Annotated in this window: 22 protein-coding genes; 12 read left to right on the forward strand and 10 right to left on the reverse strand. The window is 61.9% G+C overall.

What is annotated here, in order from left to right:
- Positions 1-71: 71 nt before the first annotated feature.
- Positions 72-353: a hypothetical protein gene (locus EDD77_RS00485; RefSeq protein ID WP_132587271.1), complete on the reverse strand. Its 282-nt coding sequence runs from the start codon at positions 351-353 to the stop codon at positions 72-74.
- On the opposite strand from EDD77_RS00485, the gene EDD77_RS00490 reads away from it, so the two are divergent.
- The 8 genes from EDD77_RS00490 to EDD77_RS00525 all read left to right on the forward strand — a co-directional run bounded on the left by EDD77_RS00490 (position 333) and on the right by EDD77_RS00525 (position 9,434).
- The gene (locus EDD77_RS00490) at positions 333-1,346 is read left to right on the forward strand and encodes a zinc dependent phospholipase C family protein (RefSeq protein WP_058964115.1); all 1,014 of its coding nucleotides are present in this window, start codon (positions 333-335) and stop codon (positions 1,344-1,346) included. The genes EDD77_RS00485 and EDD77_RS00490 overlap by 21 nt on opposite strands.
- A 232-nt stretch (positions 1,347-1,578) precedes the next feature.
- Positions 1,579-3,321, forward strand: coding sequence for an aryl-sulfate sulfotransferase (locus EDD77_RS00495; protein WP_058964116.1), 1,743 nt, complete (start codon positions 1,579-1,581; stop codon positions 3,319-3,321).
- A gap of 302 nt (positions 3,322-3,623) precedes the next feature.
- On the forward strand, positions 3,624-4,355 hold the full coding sequence (locus EDD77_RS00500) for a sigma-70 family RNA polymerase sigma factor (protein ID WP_058964117.1): 732 nt from the start codon (positions 3,624-3,626) through the stop codon (positions 4,353-4,355).
- A complete protein-coding gene (locus tag EDD77_RS17940) occupies positions 4,352-5,290 on the forward strand; it encodes an anti-sigma-I factor RsgI family protein (RefSeq protein WP_172733297.1) in 939 nt (312 codons plus the stop codon). Before EDD77_RS00500 ends, EDD77_RS17940 begins: the two co-directional genes overlap by 4 nt.
- Positions 5,291-5,420: 130 nt before the next feature.
- Positions 5,421-6,650 (forward strand): anti-sigma-I factor RsgI family protein, encoded by a 1,230-nt coding sequence (locus EDD77_RS18640; protein WP_058964124.1) that lies wholly within the window; start codon positions 5,421-5,423, stop codon positions 6,648-6,650.
- The gene (locus EDD77_RS00515; protein ID WP_058964125.1) at positions 6,640-7,329 is read left to right on the forward strand and encodes a polyphosphate polymerase domain-containing protein; all 690 of its coding nucleotides are present in this window, start codon (positions 6,640-6,642) and stop codon (positions 7,327-7,329) included. The genes EDD77_RS18640 and EDD77_RS00515 overlap by 11 nt, the downstream gene beginning before the upstream one ends.
- Positions 7,330-7,351: 22 nt before the next feature.
- Entirely contained in the window at positions 7,352-8,023 is a 672-nt protein-coding gene (locus EDD77_RS00520; RefSeq protein ID WP_058964126.1) for a DUF4956 domain-containing protein, read from the forward strand.
- 4 nt (positions 8,024-8,027) lie between these two features.
- A complete protein-coding gene (locus tag EDD77_RS00525; RefSeq protein ID WP_058964127.1) occupies positions 8,028-9,434 on the forward strand; it encodes a CotH kinase family protein in 1,407 nt (468 codons plus the stop codon).
- 93 nt (positions 9,435-9,527) lie between these two features.
- On the opposite strand, the gene EDD77_RS00530 is transcribed toward EDD77_RS00525, so the two are convergent.
- From EDD77_RS00530 to EDD77_RS00540, 3 genes are all read right to left on the reverse strand, one after another.
- Positions 9,528-11,879 (reverse strand): hypothetical protein, encoded by a 2,352-nt coding sequence (locus EDD77_RS00530; RefSeq protein ID WP_058964128.1) that lies wholly within the window; start codon positions 11,877-11,879, stop codon positions 9,528-9,530.
- Positions 11,876-12,661 carry an ATP-binding cassette domain-containing protein gene (locus EDD77_RS00535; protein WP_082669582.1) on the reverse strand — a complete coding sequence of 262 codons (786 nt, stop codon included), beginning with the start codon at positions 12,659-12,661 and terminating at the stop codon, positions 11,876-11,878. Before EDD77_RS00535 ends, EDD77_RS00530 begins: the two co-directional genes overlap by 4 nt.
- A 118-nt stretch (positions 12,662-12,779) precedes the next feature.
- Positions 12,780-14,081, reverse strand: a complete 1,302-nt coding sequence (locus EDD77_RS00540) for a hypothetical protein (protein WP_058964129.1) — start codon at positions 14,079-14,081, stop codon at positions 12,780-12,782.
- A 301-nt stretch (positions 14,082-14,382) separates the two neighbouring features.
- On the opposite strand from EDD77_RS00540, the gene EDD77_RS00545 reads away from it, so the two are divergent.
- From EDD77_RS00545 to EDD77_RS00555, 3 genes are read left to right on the forward strand one after another with little or no spacing between them, the layout of a single operon-like run.
- Positions 14,383-14,736, forward strand: a complete 354-nt coding sequence (locus tag EDD77_RS00545) for a PadR family transcriptional regulator (protein ID WP_058964130.1) — start codon at positions 14,383-14,385, stop codon at positions 14,734-14,736.
- Positions 14,733-15,170 carry a hypothetical protein gene (locus EDD77_RS00550; protein ID WP_058964131.1) on the forward strand — a complete coding sequence of 146 codons (438 nt, stop codon included), beginning with the start codon at positions 14,733-14,735 and terminating at the stop codon, positions 15,168-15,170. The genes EDD77_RS00545 and EDD77_RS00550 overlap by 4 nt, the downstream gene beginning before the upstream one ends.
- A 28-nt stretch (positions 15,171-15,198) precedes the next feature.
- Positions 15,199-15,657 (forward strand): hypothetical protein, encoded by a 459-nt coding sequence (locus EDD77_RS00555; protein WP_058964132.1) that lies wholly within the window; start codon positions 15,199-15,201, stop codon positions 15,655-15,657.
- A gap of 84 nt (positions 15,658-15,741) precedes the next feature.
- On the opposite strand, the gene EDD77_RS00560 is transcribed toward EDD77_RS00555, so the two are convergent.
- The 6 genes from EDD77_RS00560 to EDD77_RS00585 form a co-directional block, all read right to left on the reverse strand.
- On the reverse strand, positions 15,742-16,650 hold the full coding sequence (locus EDD77_RS00560) for an SPFH domain-containing protein (protein WP_058964133.1): 909 nt from the start codon (positions 16,648-16,650) through the stop codon (positions 15,742-15,744).
- A 73-nt stretch (positions 16,651-16,723) separates the two neighbouring features.
- The gene (locus EDD77_RS00565; protein ID WP_058964134.1) at positions 16,724-17,188 is read right to left on the reverse strand and encodes an NfeD family protein; all 465 of its coding nucleotides are present in this window, start codon (positions 17,186-17,188) and stop codon (positions 16,724-16,726) included.
- 420 nt (positions 17,189-17,608) lie between these two features.
- Entirely contained in the window at positions 17,609-18,877 is a 1,269-nt protein-coding gene (locus tag EDD77_RS00570; protein ID WP_172733298.1) for an MFS transporter, read from the reverse strand.
- 121 nt (positions 18,878-18,998) lie between these two features.
- Positions 18,999-19,937: an L-serine ammonia-lyase, iron-sulfur-dependent, subunit alpha gene (gene sdaAA, locus EDD77_RS00575; RefSeq protein WP_058964136.1), complete on the reverse strand. Its 939-nt coding sequence runs from the start codon at positions 19,935-19,937 to the stop codon at positions 18,999-19,001.
- Positions 19,938-19,959: 22 nt separating this feature from the next.
- The gene (gene sdaAB, locus EDD77_RS00580; RefSeq protein ID WP_373209249.1) at positions 19,960-20,622 is read right to left on the reverse strand and encodes an L-serine ammonia-lyase, iron-sulfur-dependent subunit beta; all 663 of its coding nucleotides are present in this window, start codon (positions 20,620-20,622) and stop codon (positions 19,960-19,962) included.
- Between the two features lie 98 nt (positions 20,623-20,720).
- Positions 20,721-21,503 carry a DeoR/GlpR family DNA-binding transcription regulator gene (locus EDD77_RS00585; RefSeq protein ID WP_058964137.1) on the reverse strand — a complete coding sequence of 261 codons (783 nt, stop codon included), beginning with the start codon at positions 21,501-21,503 and terminating at the stop codon, positions 20,721-20,723.
- 426 nt (positions 21,504-21,929) lie between these two features.
- Here EDD77_RS00585 and EDD77_RS00590 point away from each other — a divergent pair, with 426 nt between their 5' ends.
- Positions 21,930-23,228, forward strand: a complete 1,299-nt coding sequence (locus tag EDD77_RS00590; protein WP_058964138.1) for an MFS transporter — start codon at positions 21,930-21,932, stop codon at positions 23,226-23,228.
- The last annotated feature ends 81 nt before the right edge of the window (positions 23,229-23,309 follow it).

A 23,309-nucleotide genomic window follows, 5' to 3' on the forward strand; every position in this document is an offset into this window, starting at 1 on the left:
ACCGCCTTGTCATACCTGCCCTTATTATAAACAACTTGGGCCGATTTCGCAAGTTTTTTCTTGTTACTCTTTTAACGAAATACGCCCTTTTCCTGCACAAAAATCTGGGCGGTATGCGCTTTTTTGTAAAAAAACGGGAAAGAAACAGAAAAGGCAAAAATCGTGAAAAGAATTGGCAAACCCGCGCCGCGGCCCGGCAAATGTGATACAATAAAAATATAAGGGTGTGCGGGGCCGCCGGCTTTGCCGCGCCCGAACGCTGCTGGTTCACCGCCCGCCGCGCCCACGCGGCAGAAGGCGGGGTTTTTGGGAATACAAAGGAGGCAATGTGTATGCCGGGGCTTGTGACTCACTGTGTGTTCGGCGCCCGAACGCTGGCCCGCCTGCCGGACTGCGGGGCAAAGCGGGCGGCGAGGCAGCATTCCCGGGCGTTTTTCCTGGGCTGCCAGGGGCCGGATCTGTTCACCTATAACTTTTTGCGGCTGGCCTTTTCCAACCACCGGAATCTGGGGGCCTACCTGCACAACCACCGGGTGAAGGCGCTGTTTCTGCAGATGTTCGCCTGCCTGCCGGAGCAAGAACCCGAGCGGGGGGTCTGCCTTGCCTATCTGGCGGGGGCCTACTGCCACTATGTGTGCGACAGTGTGTGCCACACCTTTGTGTACGCCCGCACCGGCTACGACCCGGCCCACAAGAGCGCCCGCTATTACGGCCGCCACGCCGCGCTGGAAAGCGACATCGACGCCTGGTACATGGCCCGGTGCGGTTACAGCTACACCCGGCTGCGGCAGGAGCAGGTGTTCCGGCTCAGCGAGGCGGAAAGCCAGCTGATCAGCAAATATCTGGCGCGGGTTTTGCAGGGCACGCTGGGGGATCTGTTCCCGGTGCGCTCGCCCTTCCGCCCGGCCTTTGTGCGCCGGGCCATGGTGATGGCTTCGTTTGAATCCAGCCTGCTGCACGACCCGGGCGCCCAGCGGCGGCAGATGGTGGAAAAATTCGAGAACCGGGTGATGAAGTTCCCGCTGCTTTCGGCCAAGTTCATCACCGACGCGCCCAGCAGCATGCCGGACCCCATGAACCTGGCCCACGCTGCCTGGCGGGACCCCTGGAAGCCCCAGCGCCTGTTCACCGACAGCTTCGACGAGCTGTTCTGCAAGGGGCTGCGGCTGGCGGTGTGGCTTGTGCCCCAGATGGACGACCCGGTGCGCTTTCTGATGATGACCGGCGACACCAACTACCACGACGACCGGGTGCTGGCTGCCAATTTCCAGCGGCTGGAGCGTGCGGTGGCGGCCGGTCAGGCCGGAGCGCCCGCCCCGGCCCCGGCGGCGCAGCACGCCCGCTGACCCCCATTTTCAGCTGCAATGCCCCCTCCGCACTCCGGCGGCGGGGGAATTTTTTTGCCCTTTTGACCGCAGGATTATTAAGAAAAGGCAAAAAAATTTGAAAAACAGATGAAAACCGCAAAAAAGGCCCCACAGAGCGAAAAAAACGCTGTATAATATCTGCGCGGCGACTGCCCCTGAGGGAGGGGCGCGCCAGACAGGAATAAAACAGAATGAGAAAGAGGATTGCACCATGAAAAAGAAGATCCTTGTGGGGGCGGCGATTCTGGTCGTGCTGGCCGCGGTGATTCTCACCGGCGTGCTGGTGGTCTCCAAGTATCTGGTGGGCGGCGAAAAGCGCGCCCGGGACAAATGGGAGATCGAGACCGGCACCTACACCTTCACCGACGACGAGATCAACGTGCAGATGTATCGCCAGCCGGTGGAAGCCAGCATCGAGGTGGCCCAGATCCTGCCCGGCGAATACGAGCAGGAGGGGTTTACATATTACGATGAGGAGGTGCAGCAGCGGCTGGCCCAGAGCCTGATGACCATGATGGCCCGGGGCGGCTACACCATGGACGCCCCGCTGGCGGTGCTGAACCCCTTCGGCACCGGGTCGAACGGGCTGTATCTTTACTTCACCACCGACTACAACTGCCAGATCCGCTACACCGTCACCACCGACGACGAGAGCATCCCCGCCTACACCGCCACCGCCAATTCCGCCCAGGAGTTCGGCAAGGTGCAGGAATTTCTGCTCATCGGCCTTGTGCCCGGGCAGGAAAATCAGGTGACGCTGGAGGCGGTGAACCGGCAGGGCGAGGTGAAGCAGAGCTTCACCTTTACCATCCAGATGCCCGAAACCACCTCCGGCCACCCGAACCGGCTGGAGGCCACCGAGGGCGAAAGCACCGCCGAAATGAGCGAGGGCCTTTTCTACGCCATGGGCCTGAGCGACTACTACGGCTACACCTTCTTCTTTGACAACGACGGCATCCTGCGCTACGAAATGCTGCTGGACGGCTACCATTCCGACCGCATCCTCAGCCTGGGCGACCAGATTCTGGCCTGCGTGGGCAGCAACAAGATCGCCCGCATCAGCCGCATCGGCCAGGTGCTGCAGGTGTATGATCTGGGCCGCTTCGAGCTGCATCACGACTTCCACTGGGGCCCGGACGGCGAGCTGGTGGCCCTGGCCACCAACACCGAGGGCGAAACGGTGGAGGATCAGCTGATCGCCATTGATATGGAATCCGGCGAGGTGACCCTGCTGGTGGATTTCAGCGCCCTGATGAACGACTATTTCGTGACCACCGAAAAGGTGGCGGCCAACAGCTCCTTCTTCTGGCAGGCGGGCCTGTGGGACTGGCTGCACCTGAACTCGGTGCAGTATCTGGAAGAGGAGGACGCGGTGGTGGTCAGCTCCCGCGAGACCTCCACCATCCTCAAGGTGAAGAACGTGCACGAGGAGCCGGCCATCGACTGGATGATCGGTGACGAGGCCTTCTGGCAGGGCACCGGGTTTGCCCAGTACAGCCTGACCAGAGAAGGCGACTTCACCCCCCAGTACGGCCAGCACGACGTGACCGTGATCTACGATGAAAGCCTGCCCGAGGGCCAGTATTACCTGCGCATGTTCGACAACAACTACTGGGCCAACAGCACCCGCACCGGCTACACCCCCACTCTGCCGGATTCGGTGGGGCAGGCCCTCACCGAGGACGAGAGCATCGTGAGCCATGTGTACTATTATCTGGTGGACGAGAACGCCGGTACCTTCCGGCTGGCCTGGTCCTTCGATGTGCCCTACTCCAGCGTGGTGTCCAACGCGCAGCTGCTGGAGGGCGGCAACTATGTGGTGAACAGCGGCGTGCCCCAGGTCTACGGAGAATATGACTCCGAGGGCAATCTGATCCGCAGCTTCCAGTACCACAGCATGATGAACGGCTACCGGGTGATGAAGGACGACTTCGTCGGCTACTGGTTCCGTTAAAAAAACCAAAAAGACACAGAGGCCCCGCGCCCGGATGCTTGTTCCGGCGCGGGGCCTTTTTTGCTGCCGCCGGTTAAAAGGGGCCAAAACGGGCAAATGCCGGAAGCCGGAGCTTGACCCAACGTTAAAACCGGGTAAAGGGAGATGAAAAACTGGGTAAAAAAACCACACCCCCGCCCACAACCGCCCCTGCCTCTTGCTATGATGGGAAAAAACCGGAACATGCAGCGGCCGACCCCGGTTTGGGAGGCGGTCGCTTCGTACTCTTTGTTATCACGCCCGGGGAAAGGAACGACCGCTCTATGCAGACCGACCACGCCATTCTGGAGCAGGTGGCTCAGGCCAAAACCAGCCTTGAGCGCGCCGACGAACTGATCCGGCAATATCAGCCCTTCATCAAGGCGCAGGCCAGCCGGGCGCTGGGCCGCCTGTGCACCGAGCAGGACGACGCCTTCAGCATCGGGATGATCGCCTTTCACGAGGCCATCCGGGGCTACAGCCGCGCCCGGGGCAGCTTTTTGCAGTATGCGGCGCTGGTGATCCGCAGCCGCATCCGGGACGAGCAGCGCCGGGAGCGCCGCCATACCCCCCACGCCCGGCTGGATCAGCCCGGGCCGGAGGAGGGCCACACCCTGGGCGAGCAGCTGGCCGACCCGGAAAACCCGGTGGACGCCGCCGAGGGCAGGCTGGCCACCCAGGCCGAGATCCGGGAGCTGACCGCCACCATGGCCGGGTTCGGCATCGCCCTTTCCGACGTGGCGGAAAACTGCCCCCGCCAGCGGCGCACGCTGGAGGCCTGCCGGCAGGCGGTGCGCTACGCCCGGGAGCATCCCGAGCTGCTGGAGGAGCTGCTGCACACCGGAAAGCTGCCGCTGGCCCGGCTGTGTGAGGGCTCCGGCGTGGCCCGCAAAACGCTGGAACGGCACCGAAAATACGTCACCGCCCTTTTGCTGATCTACACCAACGGCTACGAGATCATCCGGGGGCACATCTGCCAGATGCTGGCGCCACAGGGAGGTGAACGCCCCGCATGAAATACCTTGTGATGGAGGTAAGACCCAGCTACGCCATTCTGCTGGACGAGGAGGGCCGCTTTGTGCGGGCCGCCAACCTGCACTATGAACCGGGCCAGAGGGTGGAGCACATCGTGCCCATGCGCACCCGTGCCGCCCGGGGCAGGGGGATGCTGATCTGGCTGCCCGGCGCGCTGGCCGCCGCCTGCCTTGTGCTGATGGCGGCGGTGCTGCTGCGGGCGCCCATCGCCCCCTATGCCTCGGTGTATCTGACCATCAATCCCCAGGTGCGCATCGATGTGGATCGCCGCAGCGTGGCCCGGGGGCTGGAGGGCGTAAACCCGGACGGTCAAGCGCTGGTGGAGGGCTACGACTGGAAGGGCAAGCAGCTGGATCAGGTGACCGACGAGCTGATCGACCGGGCGGTGGCCATGGGCTATCTGGCCCCCGGCGGAGCAATCACCATTGATCTGGAAGCGGAGGACGAGAGCTGGGCCGAGCAGACCAACCGGCAGCTGCGGGAGCATCTGGAGGAATATCTGCAATACCAGAACCTGCGGGTCACGGTGCAGGTGGGCCAGAGCGTGAGCATCCCGGTGGCCCCCGCCGCCACCGCCGCGCCCACCGCCGCGCCCACGGCGCCGCCCACCCCGGCGCCCACGGCAGCGCCCACCCCGGCCGCGAACGATTCCGGCTACGGGGATTCCGCCTACGGGGCCGCCGCCGGAGTACCTGCCCCCGCCGCCCCGGACACCGGGGATTCCGGCTACGGCGAGGGGGATTCCGGTTACGGCGCAGCCCCCACCGCCGCCCCGGCTCCGGCCCCGGCGGAGGAGGATTCCGGCTATGGGGATTCCGCCCCGGCCCCCGCGCCGGAGGAAAACGATTCCGGCTATGACCAGCCGGAGGAGCCGGAAGAGCCGGAGCAGGATTCAGGTTACGACGGGGACGACTGAAAAAATTTTTAAAAAAGTTTTCCGCCGACCCCGGTTTTGCCTTCACAGGCTGCGTAATCTGTGTCAGAAGCCAGAAGAACGGATGGCTGCATGAAAAAACAACAAATCACAGGAAAAAGGAGACGATGGTATGACCAGAAAGAAACTGACCGCACTGCTCGGCGCCGGGTTGGCGCTTTCCATGGCCGTGTGCCTGCTGGCCGGATGCTCCAGCCCCGCCCAGAGCACCGCCACCGCCGCCGCGCCCGCGGCTCTGAGCCAGGGAGGCGTGATCTATCTGAAGGTGAATCCGGAAATTGCCGTGCGCTACGATGAACAGGGCATGGTGACCAGTCTGGAAGGCCGCAACCCGGACGGCAAGGAGATCCTGACCGGCTACACCGGCTACGAGGGCAGGGAATGCAAGGCCGTGATCGGCGAGCTGGTGGCCCGCATCAACGAGGCCGGTTACTTCGTGGAAGAGGTGGAGGGCGACAACCGCCAGATCACGCTGGAGGTGGCCCGGGGTTCCAGCCTGCCCGCCGACGATTTCCTCAGCGGCATTGTGGAGCAGGTGCAGACCTACACCGCCGCCCAGCAGCTGAGCAGCCCGGTGGAGGTGGACGGCGAGAGCAACTACGGCTGGACCGACTACGCCGACACCGACTACGGCCCGGGCAACGACGGTGTGACCGACTACAGCGCCACCGATTACGGCCCGGACAATGACGGCGTGACCGATTACGGCGCCACCGACTACACCGCCAGCCGTTCCGGCGGCGCGGCCACTCCCGCCCCGGCCACTCCGGCCCCCGGTACCACCGATTATGGCGACACCGACTACGGCCCGAACAACGATGGTGTGACCGACTACAACGACACCGACTACGGCCCGAACAACGACGGTGTGACCGACTACAACGACACCGATTACGGCCCGAACAACGACGGCGTGACCGACTACAACGACACCGACTACGGCCCCAACAACGACGGTGTGACCGACTACAACGACACCGATTACGGCCCGAACAATGACGGCGTGACCGACTACAACGACACCGACTACGGCCCCAACAATGACGGCGTGACCGATTACAACGACGACGGGGATTCCGGCTATACCGCTCCGGCCCCCGCGCCCACCGCGGCTCCCGCCCCCGCCCCGGAAACCAATGATTCCGGCTACGGCGATTCCGCCTACACCGCCCCCGCCCCGGCGGCTCCGGCCCCTGCTCCGGTTGCCCCTGCTCCCGCTCCGGTGGCTCCCGCTCCCGCGCCTGCCGGCGACTCCGGCTATGACGACGGCGGCGATTCCGGTTACGACGACGGCGGCGACTCCGGCTACGATGACGGCGGAGATTCCGGCTATGACGACTGACCGCCCGCCGGTCTGGCGGCACGAATACAAGCACTGGATCACCCCCCAGGAGGACTGGGTGCTCACCCGGCGGCTGGAAAAGCTGTTTGAGGCCGACCGGCACGCCGGGCCGGGGGGTGTGTACCGGGTGAACAGTCTTTACTTTGACACCCCCGCCGACACCGCCCTGCGCCAGAAACTGGATGGGGTGGATCGGCGGGAGAAGTTCCGGCTGCGGTACTACGGGCAGGACACCGGCTTTCTGCGGCTGGAAAAAAAGAGCAGGCAGAACGGTCTGGGCCAGAAGCGCAGCGCCCGGCTGAGCGAGGAAGAGGTGCGGCTTTTGCTGGCCGGGCAGATCGATTTTCTTTTGCACAGCGGCCAGCCCCTGCTGGTGGAGCTGTACAGCAGAATGCGCGCCGGGCTGCGCCCGCGCACGGTGGTCTGCTACGACCGGCAGGCCTTTGTGTACCGGCCGGGCAATGTGCGCATCACGCTGGACCGGAACCTGCGCCGGGGCAGCGGGCCCGCCGATTTTCTGAACCCGCAGGCCCCCGCCTGCACCGTGGCGCCCGGGGGCACCATTCTGGAGGTAAAATACGACGCCTTTCTGCCCGATCTGGTGCGCATGGCCGTGCAGGTGCCCGGCCGCCGGGCAGGGGCCTGGTCAAAATACGCGGCCTGCCGCAAATGGGAATGAGCGGCGCGCCGGGAGGGGTTTTATGACGTTTCAGGATATCTTCCGTTCCAGTTTTCTGGACAATTCCGCCGCGGTCAGCCCGCTGGATATGCTGCTGGCCATGGCGCTGGCTCTGGCGCTGGGGCTGTTCATCTTCTACATCTACAAAAAAAGCTACTGCGGCGTGATGTACGCCGCCAGCTTCGGGGTCACGCTGGTGGCCCTGTGCCTGATCACCACCCTGCTGATTCTGGCGGTCACCAGCAACGTGGTGCTGTCGCTGGGCATGGTGGGCGCCTTGTCCATCGTGCGGTTTCGCACCGCCATCAAGGAGCCCATGGACATCGCCTTTCTGTTCTGGAGCATCGCGGCGGGCATCGTGCTGGCGGCGGGCTTTGTGCCGCTGGCGGTGCTGGGCAGTTTGCTCATCGGGCTGGTGCTGGTGGTGTTCGCCGGGCGCAAAAGCGCCGACCGGCCCTACATTCTGGTGCTGCACTGCGCCGGGGACGCTTGCGCCCGCGCCGCTGCCGCTTTTCTGGAGGAGGCGGTGACCGCCCACGCGCTGAAAAGCAAGACCGTGAGCGCCCGGGGCACCGAGCTGAACTACGAGGTGCGGCTGCGGCAGGAGGACGCCTCCTTCGTGGAGCAGCTGGCCGCCATGGAGGGAGTGGAGGAAGCGGTGCTGGTATCCTACAACGGGGACTATATGGGGTGAAGCCATGCTGCGCCACAAACACATCGACCGCATCTGCCTTGCCGCCATGGCGCTGGCCCTTGTGCTGGCCGGGGTGCTCTGGCGGGGGGAGGAGCTGGGCATCCGCCCGGCCCACAGTGACCCGGCCTACGCCTCCCGGCTGTTCGACGCGGGCCGGGTGCACACCATCGACATCCAGATCGAAAACTGGCAGGCCTTTCTGGCCGCTGCCCCGCAGGAGGAATATTCCCCCTGCACGGTGGTGGTGGACGGCGAGCGGTTCGAGCAGGTGGGTCTGCGGGCCAAGGGCAACAACTCCCGGCGGCTGATCGAGGAGTACGGCCTCAGCCGCTACAGCCTGAAGCTGGAATTCGACCACTACCAGACCGGGGCCAGCTACCACGGGCTGGACAAGCTCTCGCTGGACTGCTCCTTTCAGGACAACAGCTATCTGAAAAACCACACCGCCTGCCGGATGATGGACTACATGGGGGTGCCCGCGCCCCTGAGCAGCTATGTGTGGGTGACGGTGAACGGGCAGGACTGGGGACTGTTTCTGGCGGTGGAGGAGCCGGAGGAGGCCTTTGCCCGCCGCAACTTCGGGCCGGATCACGGCCAGCTGTACAAGCCGGACTACAAAAGCCTTTCCGCCGAAAACCCGGACGTGGCCCTGCGCTACACCGGCCCGGAGGAGGAAAATTACGACAACATCTTCCGCACCGCCAGATTCGACCCCACCCCGGCGGACAGACAGCGGCTGATTACGGCGCTGGAGCAGCTTTCCACCGGGCAGCAGCTGGAAAAGGCGGTGGAGCTGGACCGGGTGCTGCGGTATTTTGTGGTGCAGGTGTTCACCGTCAATCTGGACAGCTATCTGGGCCGCACTGGCCACAACTATTTTCTCTACGAGGAAAACGGGCGGCTGAGCATGCTGCCCTGGGACTATAATCTGGCCTTCGCCACCTATTCGCTGGGCATGCCGGAGCCGGTGAACGACGCGGAGCTTTATGTGAATTATCCCATCGACACCCCCGGCACCGGCGAGGTGATGCAGAACCGGCCGCTCTACCATCAGGTGATGAAGCAGGACGAATGCTTTGCCGCCTACCACCGGTATTTCGACGAATTTCTGAGCGGATATTTTGAGAGCGGACGCTTTGCGGACGAGACCACCGCCACCGCCCGGATGATCGCCCCCTATGTGCAGCGGGATCCCACCGCCTTCTGCTCCTATGAGGACTTCCGCACCGGGGTGGAAACTTTCACACAATTCTGTCTGCTGCGGGCCGAGAGCGCCCGGGGCCAGCTGGAGGGCAAAATCCCCTCCACATGGAAGGAGCGGACGGAATGGGGCGGCCCCTATGTGGACGCCTCGTCGGTCTGGCTGCCGGATCTGGGCGAGATTGCCGATCTGGCCGACGGCGTGCACTGACCGGCGAACCCAAAAAAGAAAGCGCGGCCCCGCGCCCGGAATCGCTCCGGGTACGGGGCCGCGCTCTTCTGTTTTGTTTGTAAAAAGGGCCGGTCAGCTCCAGCGCTGGAGCAGCTTTTCGGCGGCCAGCCAGCCCAGCCCCAGCGCGATGACCAGAGCGCCAAGGCCGGCCCAGACATCCGCCCGGCGGGCAAGCCCGGTGATGTGGAACAGGGGATAAAACCCCACCCACCGCAGGCCGGAAAGCCCGCTCAGCGCCAGCAGCGGCGGCAGGCAGAAGGCGGTGCTGCCCACGAACATGGCCCCCAGCGTGTTGCCCATGTATTCGGAAAGGGCCATCAGAAGCAGCATCATGCAAAGGCAGGCGGCCAGCCGGGCCAGCACCCCGAACACCAGCAGGTCGGAAAGGCTGACCCCGGCGGGAATGGCTGCGTAATCCGCAAGGCTCATGGCCGGGGCGAAGGGCCGGCAGAGGCCGTAGTCCCGCAGCACCACCACAAACCGGGGCAGGCAGGTGAACAGGCAGACCAGCGCCGCGCCCAGCGCCCCCACCGCCAGCTTGCGGCGCAGGGTGTACCGGCGGCCCAGCGGGGTGGCCATCACCACCCGCTTCATGCCGCCCCTGTGCTCAAAGGCGAACAGGCCCGCAAAGCACACGCAGCTCACAAGGCCGGCGATCAGAGTGTCCTGCAGATCGCCCTCGCCGGAAAAGCCGAACAGATTTTCCCAGCCGCTCTCGTAGACCAGCTGGGCCTTCGGGTGCTCTTTCATATAGGCCAGATTGCCGTTCAGGATGCGCTGGAATACACTCATTTTCTGCTGCAGGCCGTAGTAGGCGCCCATCTGGGCCTGATAGGCTTCGCTGCTGATTTTGCCCGCGGCCAGCGCCGCGTCCAGCTGGCGGATGGGCTCGAATTCCCCGTTCATCTCCAGCAGCTTCCGGTACGTCTCTTCCGTATACGGCCCGGCCAGCTGCTTCATGTAGTATGCGTAATAGATCTCCTCTGCGTCCAGGTAGCTTTCGGCGGTCACGGTGCGGAAGGTCTGCCAGCTCGCGAAGGCCACCAGCACCGCCGCCGCGCCGCAGAGCACAAACAGCTTGCGGCTCTCCTGCCGCAGCACGGTGGTGGCTCTGGTTTTCGCCGCCTTGCGCCGCAGCCCGGCAAAGGCCGGAGCCGCCGCCAGCCGACCCCGGCAGAACAGCAGGCAGAAGCCGCCCGCCAGAAGGATGCCGTACAAAATCGCCGCCAGCCACTCCACCAGCGGCAGGCTGACCGGGGCATCGAACCAGTAAAGGTTCCGGTAGTTGCCCAGAAGCTCGTTGGTGCGCAGGATGCTTGCGAGATTTGCGTATTTGATCACGTTCAGCCGGCTGGTGGCGGGAATGGCCTGCCGGATGAGCCACTGGGCGGCGGGCAGCGCCAGCGCGGCGCACCAGCCCGCAAAGGCCCGGCGGGCCCACAGCGCCGCAAGCATCACCCACAGGCCCATCACAAAGGCCCCGGCCCACTTGGCCAGCAGAAACAGCACCAGATACTGCCCCACCGTGATCTGCATGGTGCAGCGCATCAGCGCGGGCACGCTCTGGATGCTGCGGCTCAGCGGCCCAAGGCCGAAGGTAAGGCCGCAGTAGGCAAGGTTTACCCCGTACAACAGCAGCAGCACCGCCAGCAGGCTCACTGCCAGCGCGCCCAGCTTTGCCAGCGCGGTGTGCAGCCGCCCGCCGGGCATGCTGCGCACCAGATGCAGCATGCCGCTGTCCCGCTCGTGGCGCAGCAGCAGGCTTGCCAGAAGCAGCATGGCCGCCAGCAGAATCAGGTCGGTGAACGGGTAGTCCAGCGCGGTGAACAGCCCCTTCTGGGGCGCGTAGCGGATGGCCACATCCCCCATGCCCGCATACACCGCGGAGGTTTTGCGGATGTTGGCCTGGTCGTAGCCGCTTTTGCCGTTGTTGAATATGGAAATACCGGAGAGCTGTTTTGCCCTGGTCTGCACATCCTCCAGAAACCGGGGGTAGCCCGCCACCGTGTCCAGCTCGGCCTTGATCTGGGTGAGAAAGGCGTATTCCATCCGCAGATCGCCGGTGTAAAGATCGTAGGATTTTTCCTTGTAAGCCTGCTCATAATTTGCGAAAAGGTCAGCATATTCCTGCCGCACATCCATCCCCAAAAAGGCCCCACTTGCCTGATAGGAAAGAATCTGGTCAATCTGTAAAACGCCGTACACAAGGTCCAGCTTTTCGTTGATGAAATCCTGCTGGGCGGCGGTGTCCAGCCCGGCAAGGTCCCGGGCCACGGCCCGCCAGGCCGCAGGCTGCGGGCTGTTTTCTCCGGGGCGGGTGCCGGTGTAGAGCAAAAACAGGTTGGCGGCAGCCAGCACCGCCAGACACAGCGCAAAGATACGCTGCCCCCAGACCTTACGCAGCTCGGCAGAGAGCAGCCTCATTTGCCATCCTCCTCACCGAACACCGCCAAGTACACCGATTCCAGATTCTGGCCCGGCGCGTAGGTTTCAATCAGGCGCTCCACCGGGGCCTTGTCCACCAGTTTGCCGTTTTTCAAAAGCAGAATCTCGGTGGCTACCGTTTCCACATCGCTCACCACATGGGTGGCCACCAGAATGATTCGATCTTTGGCCATCTCCGCCAGCAGTTCCCGCAGCCGCACCCGTTCTTTCGGGTCCAGTCCGGCGGTGGGCTCGTCCAGAATCAGCAGCTTGGGGTCCCCCAGAAGGGCGCTGGCCAGCAACAATCGCTGCTTCATGCCGCCGGAATAGGCGGCAAGGCGTTTATCCAGCTCGTGGGAAAGATTGACCCATTCGGCCACCTGCTCCACCTGCGTCGGAACGTCCTTGCTCGGAATCTCCTTTAAGGCGCACATATAGGCCAGAAAGCGGCGGCCGGTGTAGCTGTCGTAAAGGCCCTGCTGCTGTGGCATATAGCCCAGCGCCCGGCGAAAGCGGATGTCCAGCGCACGGGCGTTTTTGCCGCACCATTGAACGGTGCCGCCGTCCGCCTTCAGGCTTCCGGTGATGATGTTGATCAGGGTGGACTTGCCCGCCCCGTTTGGGCCAAGAAGGCCGTAAAGGCCCGGGCCGAGGGTGAAGCTCACCCCGGCCAGGGCCTGTTTTCTGGTGGCGGGGCGGCCAAACCGGCCGCCCCTGATTAAATAACTTTTTTTCAGTCCTTCCACCGCAAGGCAGGTGGCCAGATTCGTTTCATGGGTCATGTATAAATTCACCTCGAAGGCAATCCGCGTGGAGTGGTCAGTCAAATCTGAGATCAAGGAAGCAATTGTGGTATACACAACAATCAGTACAAATTGCAGCGGCTCCTATAGCTCTCCCTTAAAATGCAAACTCAATGACGCTGTACGCCGGGTTGGAAGCCCAATAATCAGAAGCGTTGATGATGGCGTAAATATCTCGCGCTGTAGTCACATACATCGAAGTGCCGTCTGGCTGCTGACTTTCCTCCTCAACGCTCTTTTCGCCAATCTTCACCAGATACTGCTCTGTTCCCGGAATTTTCGATAAAACCTGCACCGGACGGACTGTGCCCATAAGATTTGTGCTAGTCAAATTGAATTCTGATTTTTCACCGGTACTCAGATTTACCTGGATCATGGAGAAGTCTTCAAAGTCCTCTGAAGTTTGACCGAAAAGAGCATACCCATCGCGGCAGTCCAGAAATTCCACAAGATTCAGAGCCGTTCCATCTTCGAAAACTGATTCGCATACAATTTTGTCTGTCAATGTTTCACAGTCCAAGCAATGCAACGCATTTTCTGACAGTGAAAAATAATATAGTTCCTTTCCTTGGAATATCCTCAATGTGTCACCGGATTCAGGGGAGAAAATAGTTTCCTTTTCCCCTGTAGAAACATTCAGTTTAAAAAAAACGCTTGTAACAGTTCCCTGTGCCAGTGTTTCATCAAGACTTTGTCCAACACCGCTTATGATAAAGTTAGAACCATAGGCATCTATCACCTGCTCGCCCTGCTCCACGTTCAGCTCATAGACAGGAATCCAATCACCGGTCTCTAAATTGATCTTTATGATTTCGCTTTTCAGCTCATTTGCCTCTGTTGTTTCCAGAGTACAATACAGGTTTTCTCCGTCCGTAACATAGGGCTCAAAAATTTCCTGAGCGGCTTTAAATGTGGTAATAACTTTTTTGTCTTTTCCATCCATCCCCATTGTCATAATTTTAGGAAAAGATGCCTCTCCAAGTTCATCGTTAAAATAGGGGGCACCTGGGAAAGCCAACACCAGCTGATTGCTGATAATAAGAGGCCGCGAACCACCACCGGATGCTGGAAGCCTCCCTTCACATTCTGGCCCGGTGTGGGTACAGTTTGCGGAAGCACACAGATGAATCTCCGACTTGCTCTGGAAATCAATGTACATGATATTCGTGGAATTATCAGAATTCGAAACAGGGTCCATCAAATAATAGCCGTCTTTTGTAATTGCGCTGCCCCATTTCAAAGATTGTAATTCACCGTCAGCAATCTGTGCCGGTTTCTGCGCTTGCGCTGAGTTCACAGAAGAACTTGCATCTAATGGCTCAATCGGCTCATTGTTACCACACGAAGTTAGTGTTAACACAACAAAAATAATAGAAAATATTCCAATTCGTTTTTTCATGGAATACATACTCCTTTTGGTTTTTATGAAACAACCGCTGTTTTCCGCCGTGCCGCTCTGGCCGGGGGCGGTGCGGCGAAACGTCCCCAAAATCACCGGTGAGATTTTGCTGCCAGAGGGAACACTTGCGCCGAAACGATGCCCGGATTCGTGAAATGTTCCCAGTTTTTCTCTTCTGACACCAAAATATCACAGATAAGTTGAAATGTCAACAATACTTTGCGGCGAATAGTATTTACGGCAAATAGTTTTTGCGCTATGATGAAACTGTTGATTCAACAAAACAAAACGAGGTTGCCCCATGGGAGTATCGGAAAACTTGAAGCGCGGCGTTACCGAGCTTGTGCTGCTGAGCCTGCTGGCCCAGCGGGACATGTACGGGTACGAAATGTCGCAGGAATTGCAGGCCCGCAGCGGCGGAAAGTTCATATTGCAGGAAAGTTCCATGTACCCTACCCTCTACCGCTTGGAGGATAAGGGCTATATCACTGTGACCAAACAGCAGGTGGGCAAACGCCGCACCCGGATGTATTACCATCTGGAACCGTCCGGCCAGGACTATCTGCAAAGCAGCGTGGCGGAATATCTTGCCATGCAGGAGGGAATCCGGGCGATTTTAACATCCTGTGGAATGAACGAGGTGGAACCAGTATGAACAGCAGTGTAAAACAGGGGAATACCCGGCAGGCACAGGCAGTGTGCCGGAAGTATTGCGGGCAGGTAAGGCGAAGCCTTTTCTGCCCGGCTGCACTGCGCAGGCCGGTTCTGAGCCAGCTGGAGGAGGCGGTGCTTTTTTATCTGGAAGAGCATCCCCAGAACGGAATGGACGAGCTGTATGCCCATTTCGGCGAGCCGAAGGCCTTTGCCGCCAACGTGCTGGGAAACATGGAGGGCGAGCAGCTGCGAAAGCAGCTGACCCGCTACCGCTGGCGCAGAGTGCTGGCGGCAGTGCTGGTAACGCTGGCGCTGGCCTACGGCGTGTTTTACTGCGTGCGGCTTGCGATCGACTACATTTATTATCCGGGCTATGTGGTGGTCCAAAGCGCCCAGGAAGACGAGGGGCCGATCCCGACCTCTCCGCCGGACTGAAAAGTTTTATTATACGAGGAGGTTCTTTATGAATTGTAAAAAAGCGATTTCGGTTTTGCTGGCTGTGTTGCTGGTTGTGTGCTTTTCGGTAACGGCTTTTGCCGCCGATGACAATGGCCGAGTGGTGAGCCGCACAGTGGAGCAATACGACAACGGAGCCTACGCGGTGATCACGGTTTACGACAACACCACCGCCCGGGGCGGCACCAAAAACGGCCGCAAGGATTTTGATTACTACGAGAGCGGAAGCCTTGCCTGGACATTTACGGTACACGGCAGCTTCAGCTACAACGGCAGTTCTGCCACCTGTACGGCGGCTTCCTATACCTACAATATCAACAAAAGTGAATGGTATCGCGTAAAAGGTGAAGCCTATCCCAGCGGAAGCGCCGCCATTGCCAAGGGCGTGATGCAGAAAAAGAGCACCGGCAAAAGAGTTTACCCCACGGTGACCCTCACCTGCACCCCCAATGGCGTGCTGGCCTGATGTGCCCGAACCCATCAAAAAAACACAAAGCGCGGCCCCGAACGGGAAAAACCGGTTCGGGGCCGCGCTGTCTGCGTCAGGGGTTTACTTCGCGGCGTTGTCGGCGGTGGCCATCTCCTTGATGGAGGTGACCAGACCCGCCAGATTCTGCATGTCGCTGGGGATGATGAGCTTGGTGGCACGGCCGTCGGCAACCTTGGCCAGCGCTTCCAGACCCTTCAGAGCCAGCACCTTGTCGTTGGGGGCGGCTTCGTTCAGCAGGCGCAGCGAGTCGGCCAGAGCCTTCTGCACCTCCAGAATGGCCTGCGCTTCACCCTGGGCCTCACGGATGCGCTGCTCGCGCACCGCGTCCGCCCGCAGAATGGCGCTTTCCTTTTCACCTTCCGCCTTGGTGATGGCGGCGGTCTTTTCGCCTTCCGCAATCAGAATGGCTTCGCGCTTCAGGCGTTCGGCCTTCATCTGCTTCTCCATGGCGTCCTGAATTTCGGCGGGCGGGATGATGTTCTTCACCTCTACCCGGTTCACCTTGATGCCCCACTTGTCGGTGGCCTGGTCCAGAATGGCGGTGATTTTGGTATTGATCACGTCGCGGCTGGTGAGGGTGTGATCCAGCTCCATATCACCGATGATGTTGCGCAGGGTGGTGGCGGTCAGGTTTTCGATGGCGCTCATGGGCCGCTCCACGCCGTAGGTGAACATCTTGGCGTCGGTCACCTGGAAAAAGACCACCGAGTCGATCTGCATGGTCACGTTGTCGCGGGTGATCACGGGCTGGGGCTTGAAGTCCACAACCTGCTCCTTCAGGCTCACCTTCTTGACGACACGCATCAGGAAGGGGACCTTGAAGTGGAAGCCGGCGCCCCAGGTGGCCTGATACACGCCCAGCCATTCCACCACATAGGCGTTGGCCTGCGGCACGATGCTGATGCAGCTGACCAGCAACAGCAGCAGAATCACGAGAATGGGAATCAGAACGATCAATACTGTGGGCATAGTCATTTCCTCCGTTTCGTTATGAAATTAAAATCGCTGTTTCAGAAATTGCTGAAAAATGGCATGCGGGGGATCATTTTGCGGTGGCCGGGGCCTTTTCCGGGGCCACGGTCAGGGTGGTGCCGCCGATGGCCTGCACCACGCAGGCTTCGCCGGCGCGGATGGGCGCGTCGGTCACGGCGTTCCAGTCCACACCGTCCAGCCGAACGCGGCCAACGGTGCCGGGGCGCAGATCCTCCAGCGCCTTTGCGGTGCGGCCGATGTTCCGGTCCAGCTCCACGGCAGCGGCGGGTTTGCGGGCCCGCGCCCGGCTGACCAGAGGCTTGGTGGCGATGAGCGCCACAAGGCTTACCAGCAGGAACACCAGCGCCTGCCACAACACATTGTTGGTGGCAAGGCTGGCCAGCAGCGCCGCCAGCGCGCCCACGGCAAACCAGATGGTGACCAGATTCGCGGTGGCCAGTTCCACCACAACAAACACTGCCAGCAGCGCCGCCCACAGCCAGATGGCCGCGGTGGTCGAAATCAGGATCTCCATGGGTGTACTCCTCTCCGGCGGGATCAGATCACCGCCTTTTTTTATTGCGGCGCCCTCGCACCTGAAAGGATGCGGGAACGCCTTTTGTTCAGGCGGGCATGCCGCCTGTAAAACCTTATGCGGAAAAGCGTTGAACGAATATTCATTCGGCAGCGGCAGCCGCCCTCCGGCCCGGGCCGGGAAGTGGTGCCGTTGTCTGTATTTTACCAGATGCCGGGTGGAAAAACAAAGCCCGCCTGGGACAAAAAAGGGCGGTTTTCTGCCTTTTTTGCGAAATTTTTGCCGGGGCGACCCCCAATCGAAGCCGAGCGGGCCCGGGCGAGCCCGGGCGAAGCCGGGGAAAAAACAAAGCCCGGAGGGGTGTTCCCTCCGGGTACGGTTGGTCGGTTTTGGACGATGACGTGCCGGTTCAGGGGGGCGTCAGTGCCCCAGATACCGCCAGCTGAAATACTGCCAGGCCTCGCTGACAAACAGCGCCAGAGCGGACACGGTGGCCAGCGCCGCCCAGAGCAGATACACCCGCTGCCAGCCCCAGCCGTCGCTCACCCAGCCGGAGAGCACGCCGCCCAGCGCCGCGCCCACATAGGCGAGGAAGTTGAAGATGCCGGTGAAGGCCGCGCTCTGGCCGGTGCGGGCAAAGCGCAGGGGCAAAAGGGTGGTGAGAATGGTGGTCACGCCGTACACAAGGCCCAAAAGCAGCCCCAGGCAGATCACCAGCCCGGTCAGGCTGCCCTGCAGCGCCACCAGCAGCCAGCCGCACACCGCCCCGGCTCCGGTCAGGGCCAGCAGCGCGCCCTCCTGCCCGCCGTGCAGCCGCCGTACCAGCCAGCCGGTGGCCAGCAGCCCGGCGGTGCTGAACAGGGGAATCACCGCAGTGAACAGGCTCACCAGCCCCTCCTGCCCGGGGCCGGCCAGCTGCCGCAGCAGGGTGGGGGCCCACAGGTTGATGCTCTCCTTGGTGGAGCCCTGGGTCACGATCACAAAGGCGAAGCTGAGCATGGGCAGGGTGAGCATGGCCCGCGCAAGGCTGCCCCGCCGGGGCGCTTCGGCGGCCGGCTCCTTTTTTTCGGGCGCGGCCAGCACCGCCGGCCGGTAGCAAAGGTCCGCCGCCGCGGGGCTTGCCTTCAGCCCCCGCAGCCAGACCCAGAAAAAGCAGAAGGCCACAAGGGCCGGGCAGAAGAACACCCAGCGCCAGCCCGCCGCCCGCAGCACCGCGCCAAGCCCGCCCCAGGCCAGCAGATAGCCCAGCGTGGTGGGCAGGCTCAACAAAATCGAAACCTTTAGGTACTCGCCCGGCTCAAACCAGTTGGTGGTGATCTGCAGAATGGGCGGCCAGAACAGCGCCAGCGCAAGGCCGTTCAGCGTCCAGAGAGCGGCCAGCGCCCAGTAGCTGGAACAAAAGCCGATGGCCAGATTGCACATCCCGCTGGCCGCAAGCCCCAGCGCCACCACCCGTTTGGGGTCCCACTTCACGCTCAGCCAGCCGCCCAGCAGCTGGCCGGAGGCGTAGGTCCAGAAATACAGCGTGCTCACAAGGCCCGCCGGCCCCCTGCCGATGGCCAGCACCTCCATCAGGTCGTCCAGCGCCAGCGAAAGATTGGTGCGCAACAGGTAAGACACCGTGTAGGCGGCCACACACACCGCCAGCACCCGCCGCTTTTGCACGGCCAGAACATTGGACTGCTCCACAGCGATCACCTCACGTTTTTTCTTGCCGTTTTCCCTTTTCGCAAAAAAAGAGGGAACAGAAAACCAGAGCGGGGAAGGCCCCTGCTCTGGTTTTGCGTCTGTGTTTTGAATGTTCCGAAAGTTAGCGGCCGCCGCAGGCCCCGCAGGAAGCGCAGCCGCCGCCCGCCGCCGGGGCGGTGCCGAACACCTGCTCATACAGCTTCTGGCCGGTGGGGGTGGCCGCAAGGCCGCCCTCGGCGGTCTCCTTCAGGCTGGTGCTCATGGCGTCGCCCACCTTCTTCATGGCGAAGATGGTCTCGTCCGCCGGGATGGCGCTGCCGATGCCCGCCAGCGCCAGCTCCGCCGCCACAAAGGCCCCGGCCACGCCGGAGGCGTTGCGCTTGATGCAGGGAATCTCCACAAGGCCGGCCACCGGGTCGCACACAAGGCCCAGAATGTTTTTCAACGCAATGGCCACCGCGTCGCTCACCTGGGCCGGGGTGCCGCCCGCCAGTTCCACAATGGCCGCCGCCGCCATGGCCGCCGCGCTGCCGCACTCGGCCTGGCAGCCGCCCTGGGCCCCCGCCACGCAGGCGTTGGTGGCGATCACCATGCCCACCGCGCTGGCGGTGAACAGGGCCATCACGCAGTCGCGCTCGGAGCAGCCCAGATCGTTCTGCATGGTGAGCAGCGCCGCCGGCAGAATGCCGCAGCTGCCCGCGGTGGGCGCGGCCACCACACGGCCCATGGCCGCGTTCAGCTCGCTCACCGCCAGCGCCCGATACAGCGCCCCGCCCAGCACGCCGCCGGTGAGGGTTTTGCCGCTTTCCACCGCCCGGCGCATCTTAAAGGCGCTGCCGCCGGTGAGGCCGCTGGTGCTGCGCAGATCCTCGGCGCAGCCCGGCTCGATGCAGGCGGCCATCACCTTGTAGGTGTCGGCCATCTGGTCAAAGACCTCCTGCTCGGTTTTTTCCAGCTGAATGGCCTGCTGGCGCAGCACCAGCGCCGAAAGCGGCTCGCCCGCGGCCTCGGCCGCGGCGATCAGCGCCGCAATGGAATCGTATTTGAAATCAATGTTCATGACGTACCTCTCTTTTCCGGTCTCAGTTGGGCAGCAGCATGGTGGAGCTGAGAATGTGGGGCAGCGCCTCGATGCGCCTGTTCAGCGCCGGGTCGAAGCCGCCGTCCATCTCGATGGTCATCACCGCCACGCCGCCCTTTTTCTGGCGGGAAAGGCGGAAGTTGCAGATGTTCACCTGGCCCTCGGCCAGCAGCTCGGTCACCGCCGCGATGGTGCCCGGCGTGTCCTGATGGAGCACGATCAGCGAGGTGTACTGGCCGGTGATCTGCACCTCCATGCCGTTCACCCGGGTGACCAGAATGTTGCCGCCGCCCACGCTGGCCCCCTGCACGCTCACGGTGCGGCCGGTGGCGTCGGCCAGCGTGATCAGGGCGGTGTTGGGGTGGGCGCCGTCGATCTCGGTGGGCAGAATGCTCACCGAAAGGCCCGCCTCCTCGGCCAGGCGGGGCGAAAAGCGGATGCGCTCGTCGTCGGTGGCCATGCCCATGATGCCCGCGATCAGGGCCTTGTCGGTGCCGTGGCCCTTGTAGGTTTTGGCGAAGCTGCCGTGCAGAAGAATCTGGGCGCTCACCGGCTCACAGCCCAGCAGGGCGCGGGCCACCCGGCCGATGCGCACCGCGCCCGCGGTGTGGCTGCTGGAGGGGCCGATCATCACAGGGCCCACAATGTCGAATACGTTCATCATACTGCGTTTTCCTTTCGATCCTCGATGATGGATGGGGGTTGTTTGGGGGATAAGAATGGTTTGCGCTCAAAAAAGAGCGTTATGCAGCGCCGGGCCGCTCACACCAGAATGAGCCGTACACCGCAGTTTTCCACCGCGGCGGCCTGCTCCGGGTCCACCCCGCCGTCGGTGATGATGGCCTCCACCGCGTGGATGGGGCAGATGCGCACCAGGCTTGCCCGGCCGAACTTGCTGGAATCCGCCACCACGATCACCCGGCTGGCGGCGTTGCGCATCTGGTTCTGCATGGAAATCTCGCCCAGCCGCTGGTCGGTGAAGCCCGCCACCGGGTCGATGCCGGTCACGGTGAGAAACAGAATGTCCACATGCACATAATCCAGAATGCCGGTGGGGAAGTCGTTCACCAGGGTGTGCTCGTCCCGGGAGAGCACGCCCCCCGTGAGGATCACCGTGAAGCCGGGCTTGTCTGCCAGAAGCAGCGCGTTCTGGATGGAGTTGGTCACCACGGTCAGCCGCTGGAACCGCGCGGCCAGCGCCTGGGCCAGCACCTGACTGGTGCTGCCGTAGTCCAGCGCCACCACCTGCCCTTCCTCCACCATGGAGGCGGCCCGCCGGGCGATGCGCTGTTTTTCCTCCATGTGCAGGCTGTTGCGGGTGGAAAGGGCCACATACCCCACCATGGGCGCGGCGGCCGATTCCGCCTGCCGGGGCACCGCGCCCCCGTGGATGCGCCGCAGCTTTCCCTGCCGGTCCAGCTCTTCCAGATCCTTGCGCACCGTCTCGGAGGAAACGCCCAGCGCCTGCACCAGCTCGGCGGTGTGCACCGTACCCTCCCTGTCCAACAGCTCTAATATAATGGAATACCGTTTTTTCGCAAGCATGTGTTTCCGCCTTTCGTTTGCATTTCCGGGGCAAACCGCCCGTTCTCCTTTTCAAATTATAACAAACCGCAAGGGGTTTGAACACCGTTTCACAGAAAAATCCCAATTTCGCCGCCCCTGCATGCCGGTTCGGCCGGGGAACGGAGTTGGGAAGGGGTTGTGAAATGCTTGGCTTTACAATTAGTATACCGGCCAAACCCCAAAAATTAAACAGGCAGATTCAACAAAAAATGGAAAAGTTCTTTGTTTAATTGCGAAAAAATAGGGAAAAGGGCTTGAAATCCAAGAAAACCGCAAGTATACTGTGATTGTTCCCAAGGCGGGGCAGGCGGAAAGAGCGCCCCGCACCAAGAAACGGAAAAACGCGGCGCGGAGCAGACGCTGCGCGAGTGAGAAAAAGAGAGTGCTTTTTGAGGAGGAATTCAAGTGAGCAACAAGACAAAGGCCGCAATGGTCAAGGCGGTTCCCAACCGCTGGTTCACCTTCTGCATCCTCACGTTGTCCGGCGGCATCGCCTTCAAGCTGGGCAGCATGAAGGATATGTTCTACGTTCCCATGCAGGAGTTCATGGGTCTGACCAACACCCAGATCGGCGGCGCCATGAGCGCCTACGGCATCGTGCAGACCATCGGCCTGATCGCGGGCATCTACATCTGCGACATGTTCAGCAAGAAGTACATGATCGGCGGCAGCCTGATCGGCATCGGTCTGGTGGGCTTCTATCTGGCCACCTTCCCGCCCTACTGGGGTTTTCTGGCAGCCTTCGGCGTGATCGCCATTCTGGCTGAGGTCACCTACTGGCCGGTTCTGCTCAAGGCCATCCGCCTTTTGGGCGACGAAAAGACCCAGGGCCGTATGTTCGGCTTTCTGGAAATGGGCCGCGGCGTTGTGGACGTGATCATCGCCGGCACCGCGCTGGCCATCTTCGGAGCCATGGGCGAGGGCGCTGCCGCCCTGCGCGCCGGCCTGATCTTTTTGTCCTGCGCCACCATCGCGGCGGGCGTTCTGTGCCTGATCTTCGTGCCCAACGATGAAAAGCGCGTGGGCGCCGACGGCAAGGAGCTGAACAAGGCCACCGCTGCCTTCGGCGGCATGGTGCAGGCGCTCAAGAGCGTGGACATCTGGGCCGTTGCTCTGAACGGCTTCGTGGTCTACTGCATCTACTGCGGCCTGACCTACTTCATCCCCTTCCTGAACAACATCTACCTGCTGCCCGCCACCGCGGTTGGCGCTTACGGCATCATCAACCAGTACGGCCTGAAAATGGTGGGCGGCCCCATCGGCGGCTTCATGTCCGATAAGGTGCACAAGTCCAGCGCCAAGCACATCCGCATGGGCTTCATCGTCTGCATCGTGGCCATGGCTCTGTTCCTGATGATCCCCCACGAGGCGCTGGGCGCTTCCGGCAACTGGATCATCGGTGCTGCCTGCACCCTGGGCTTCGGCGCCATCGTGTTCACCATGCGTGCCGTGTTCTTCGCCCCCATGGACGAGGTAAAGGTTCCCGCCGAGATCACCGGCGCTGCCATGAGCCTGGCTTCTCTGGTCATCTACCTGCCCAACTCCTTCGCCTACCTGATGTACGGCAACTTCCTGGATCGCTTCCCCGGCATGACCGGCTACCGCATCGTGTTCGGCGTGATGATCGGCTGGGCCGTGATCGGCGTGTTCGTTTCCACCTTCCTGATCGGCCGCATCAAGAAGCATCAGCAGGCCGGCAAGTAAGCAAAATGCACGCGGAACCCCTTGTTCTTCGTGCAAATCCATAAAAAAATTCGCACAGCATACAAATCCGTGGTGGAAATC

Origin of the sequence: Allofournierella massiliensis (assembly GCF_004345265.1) — a bacterium.
In the GTDB taxonomy this organism is placed as follows: domain Bacteria; phylum Bacillota; class Clostridia; order Oscillospirales; family Ruminococcaceae; genus Allofournierella; species Allofournierella massiliensis.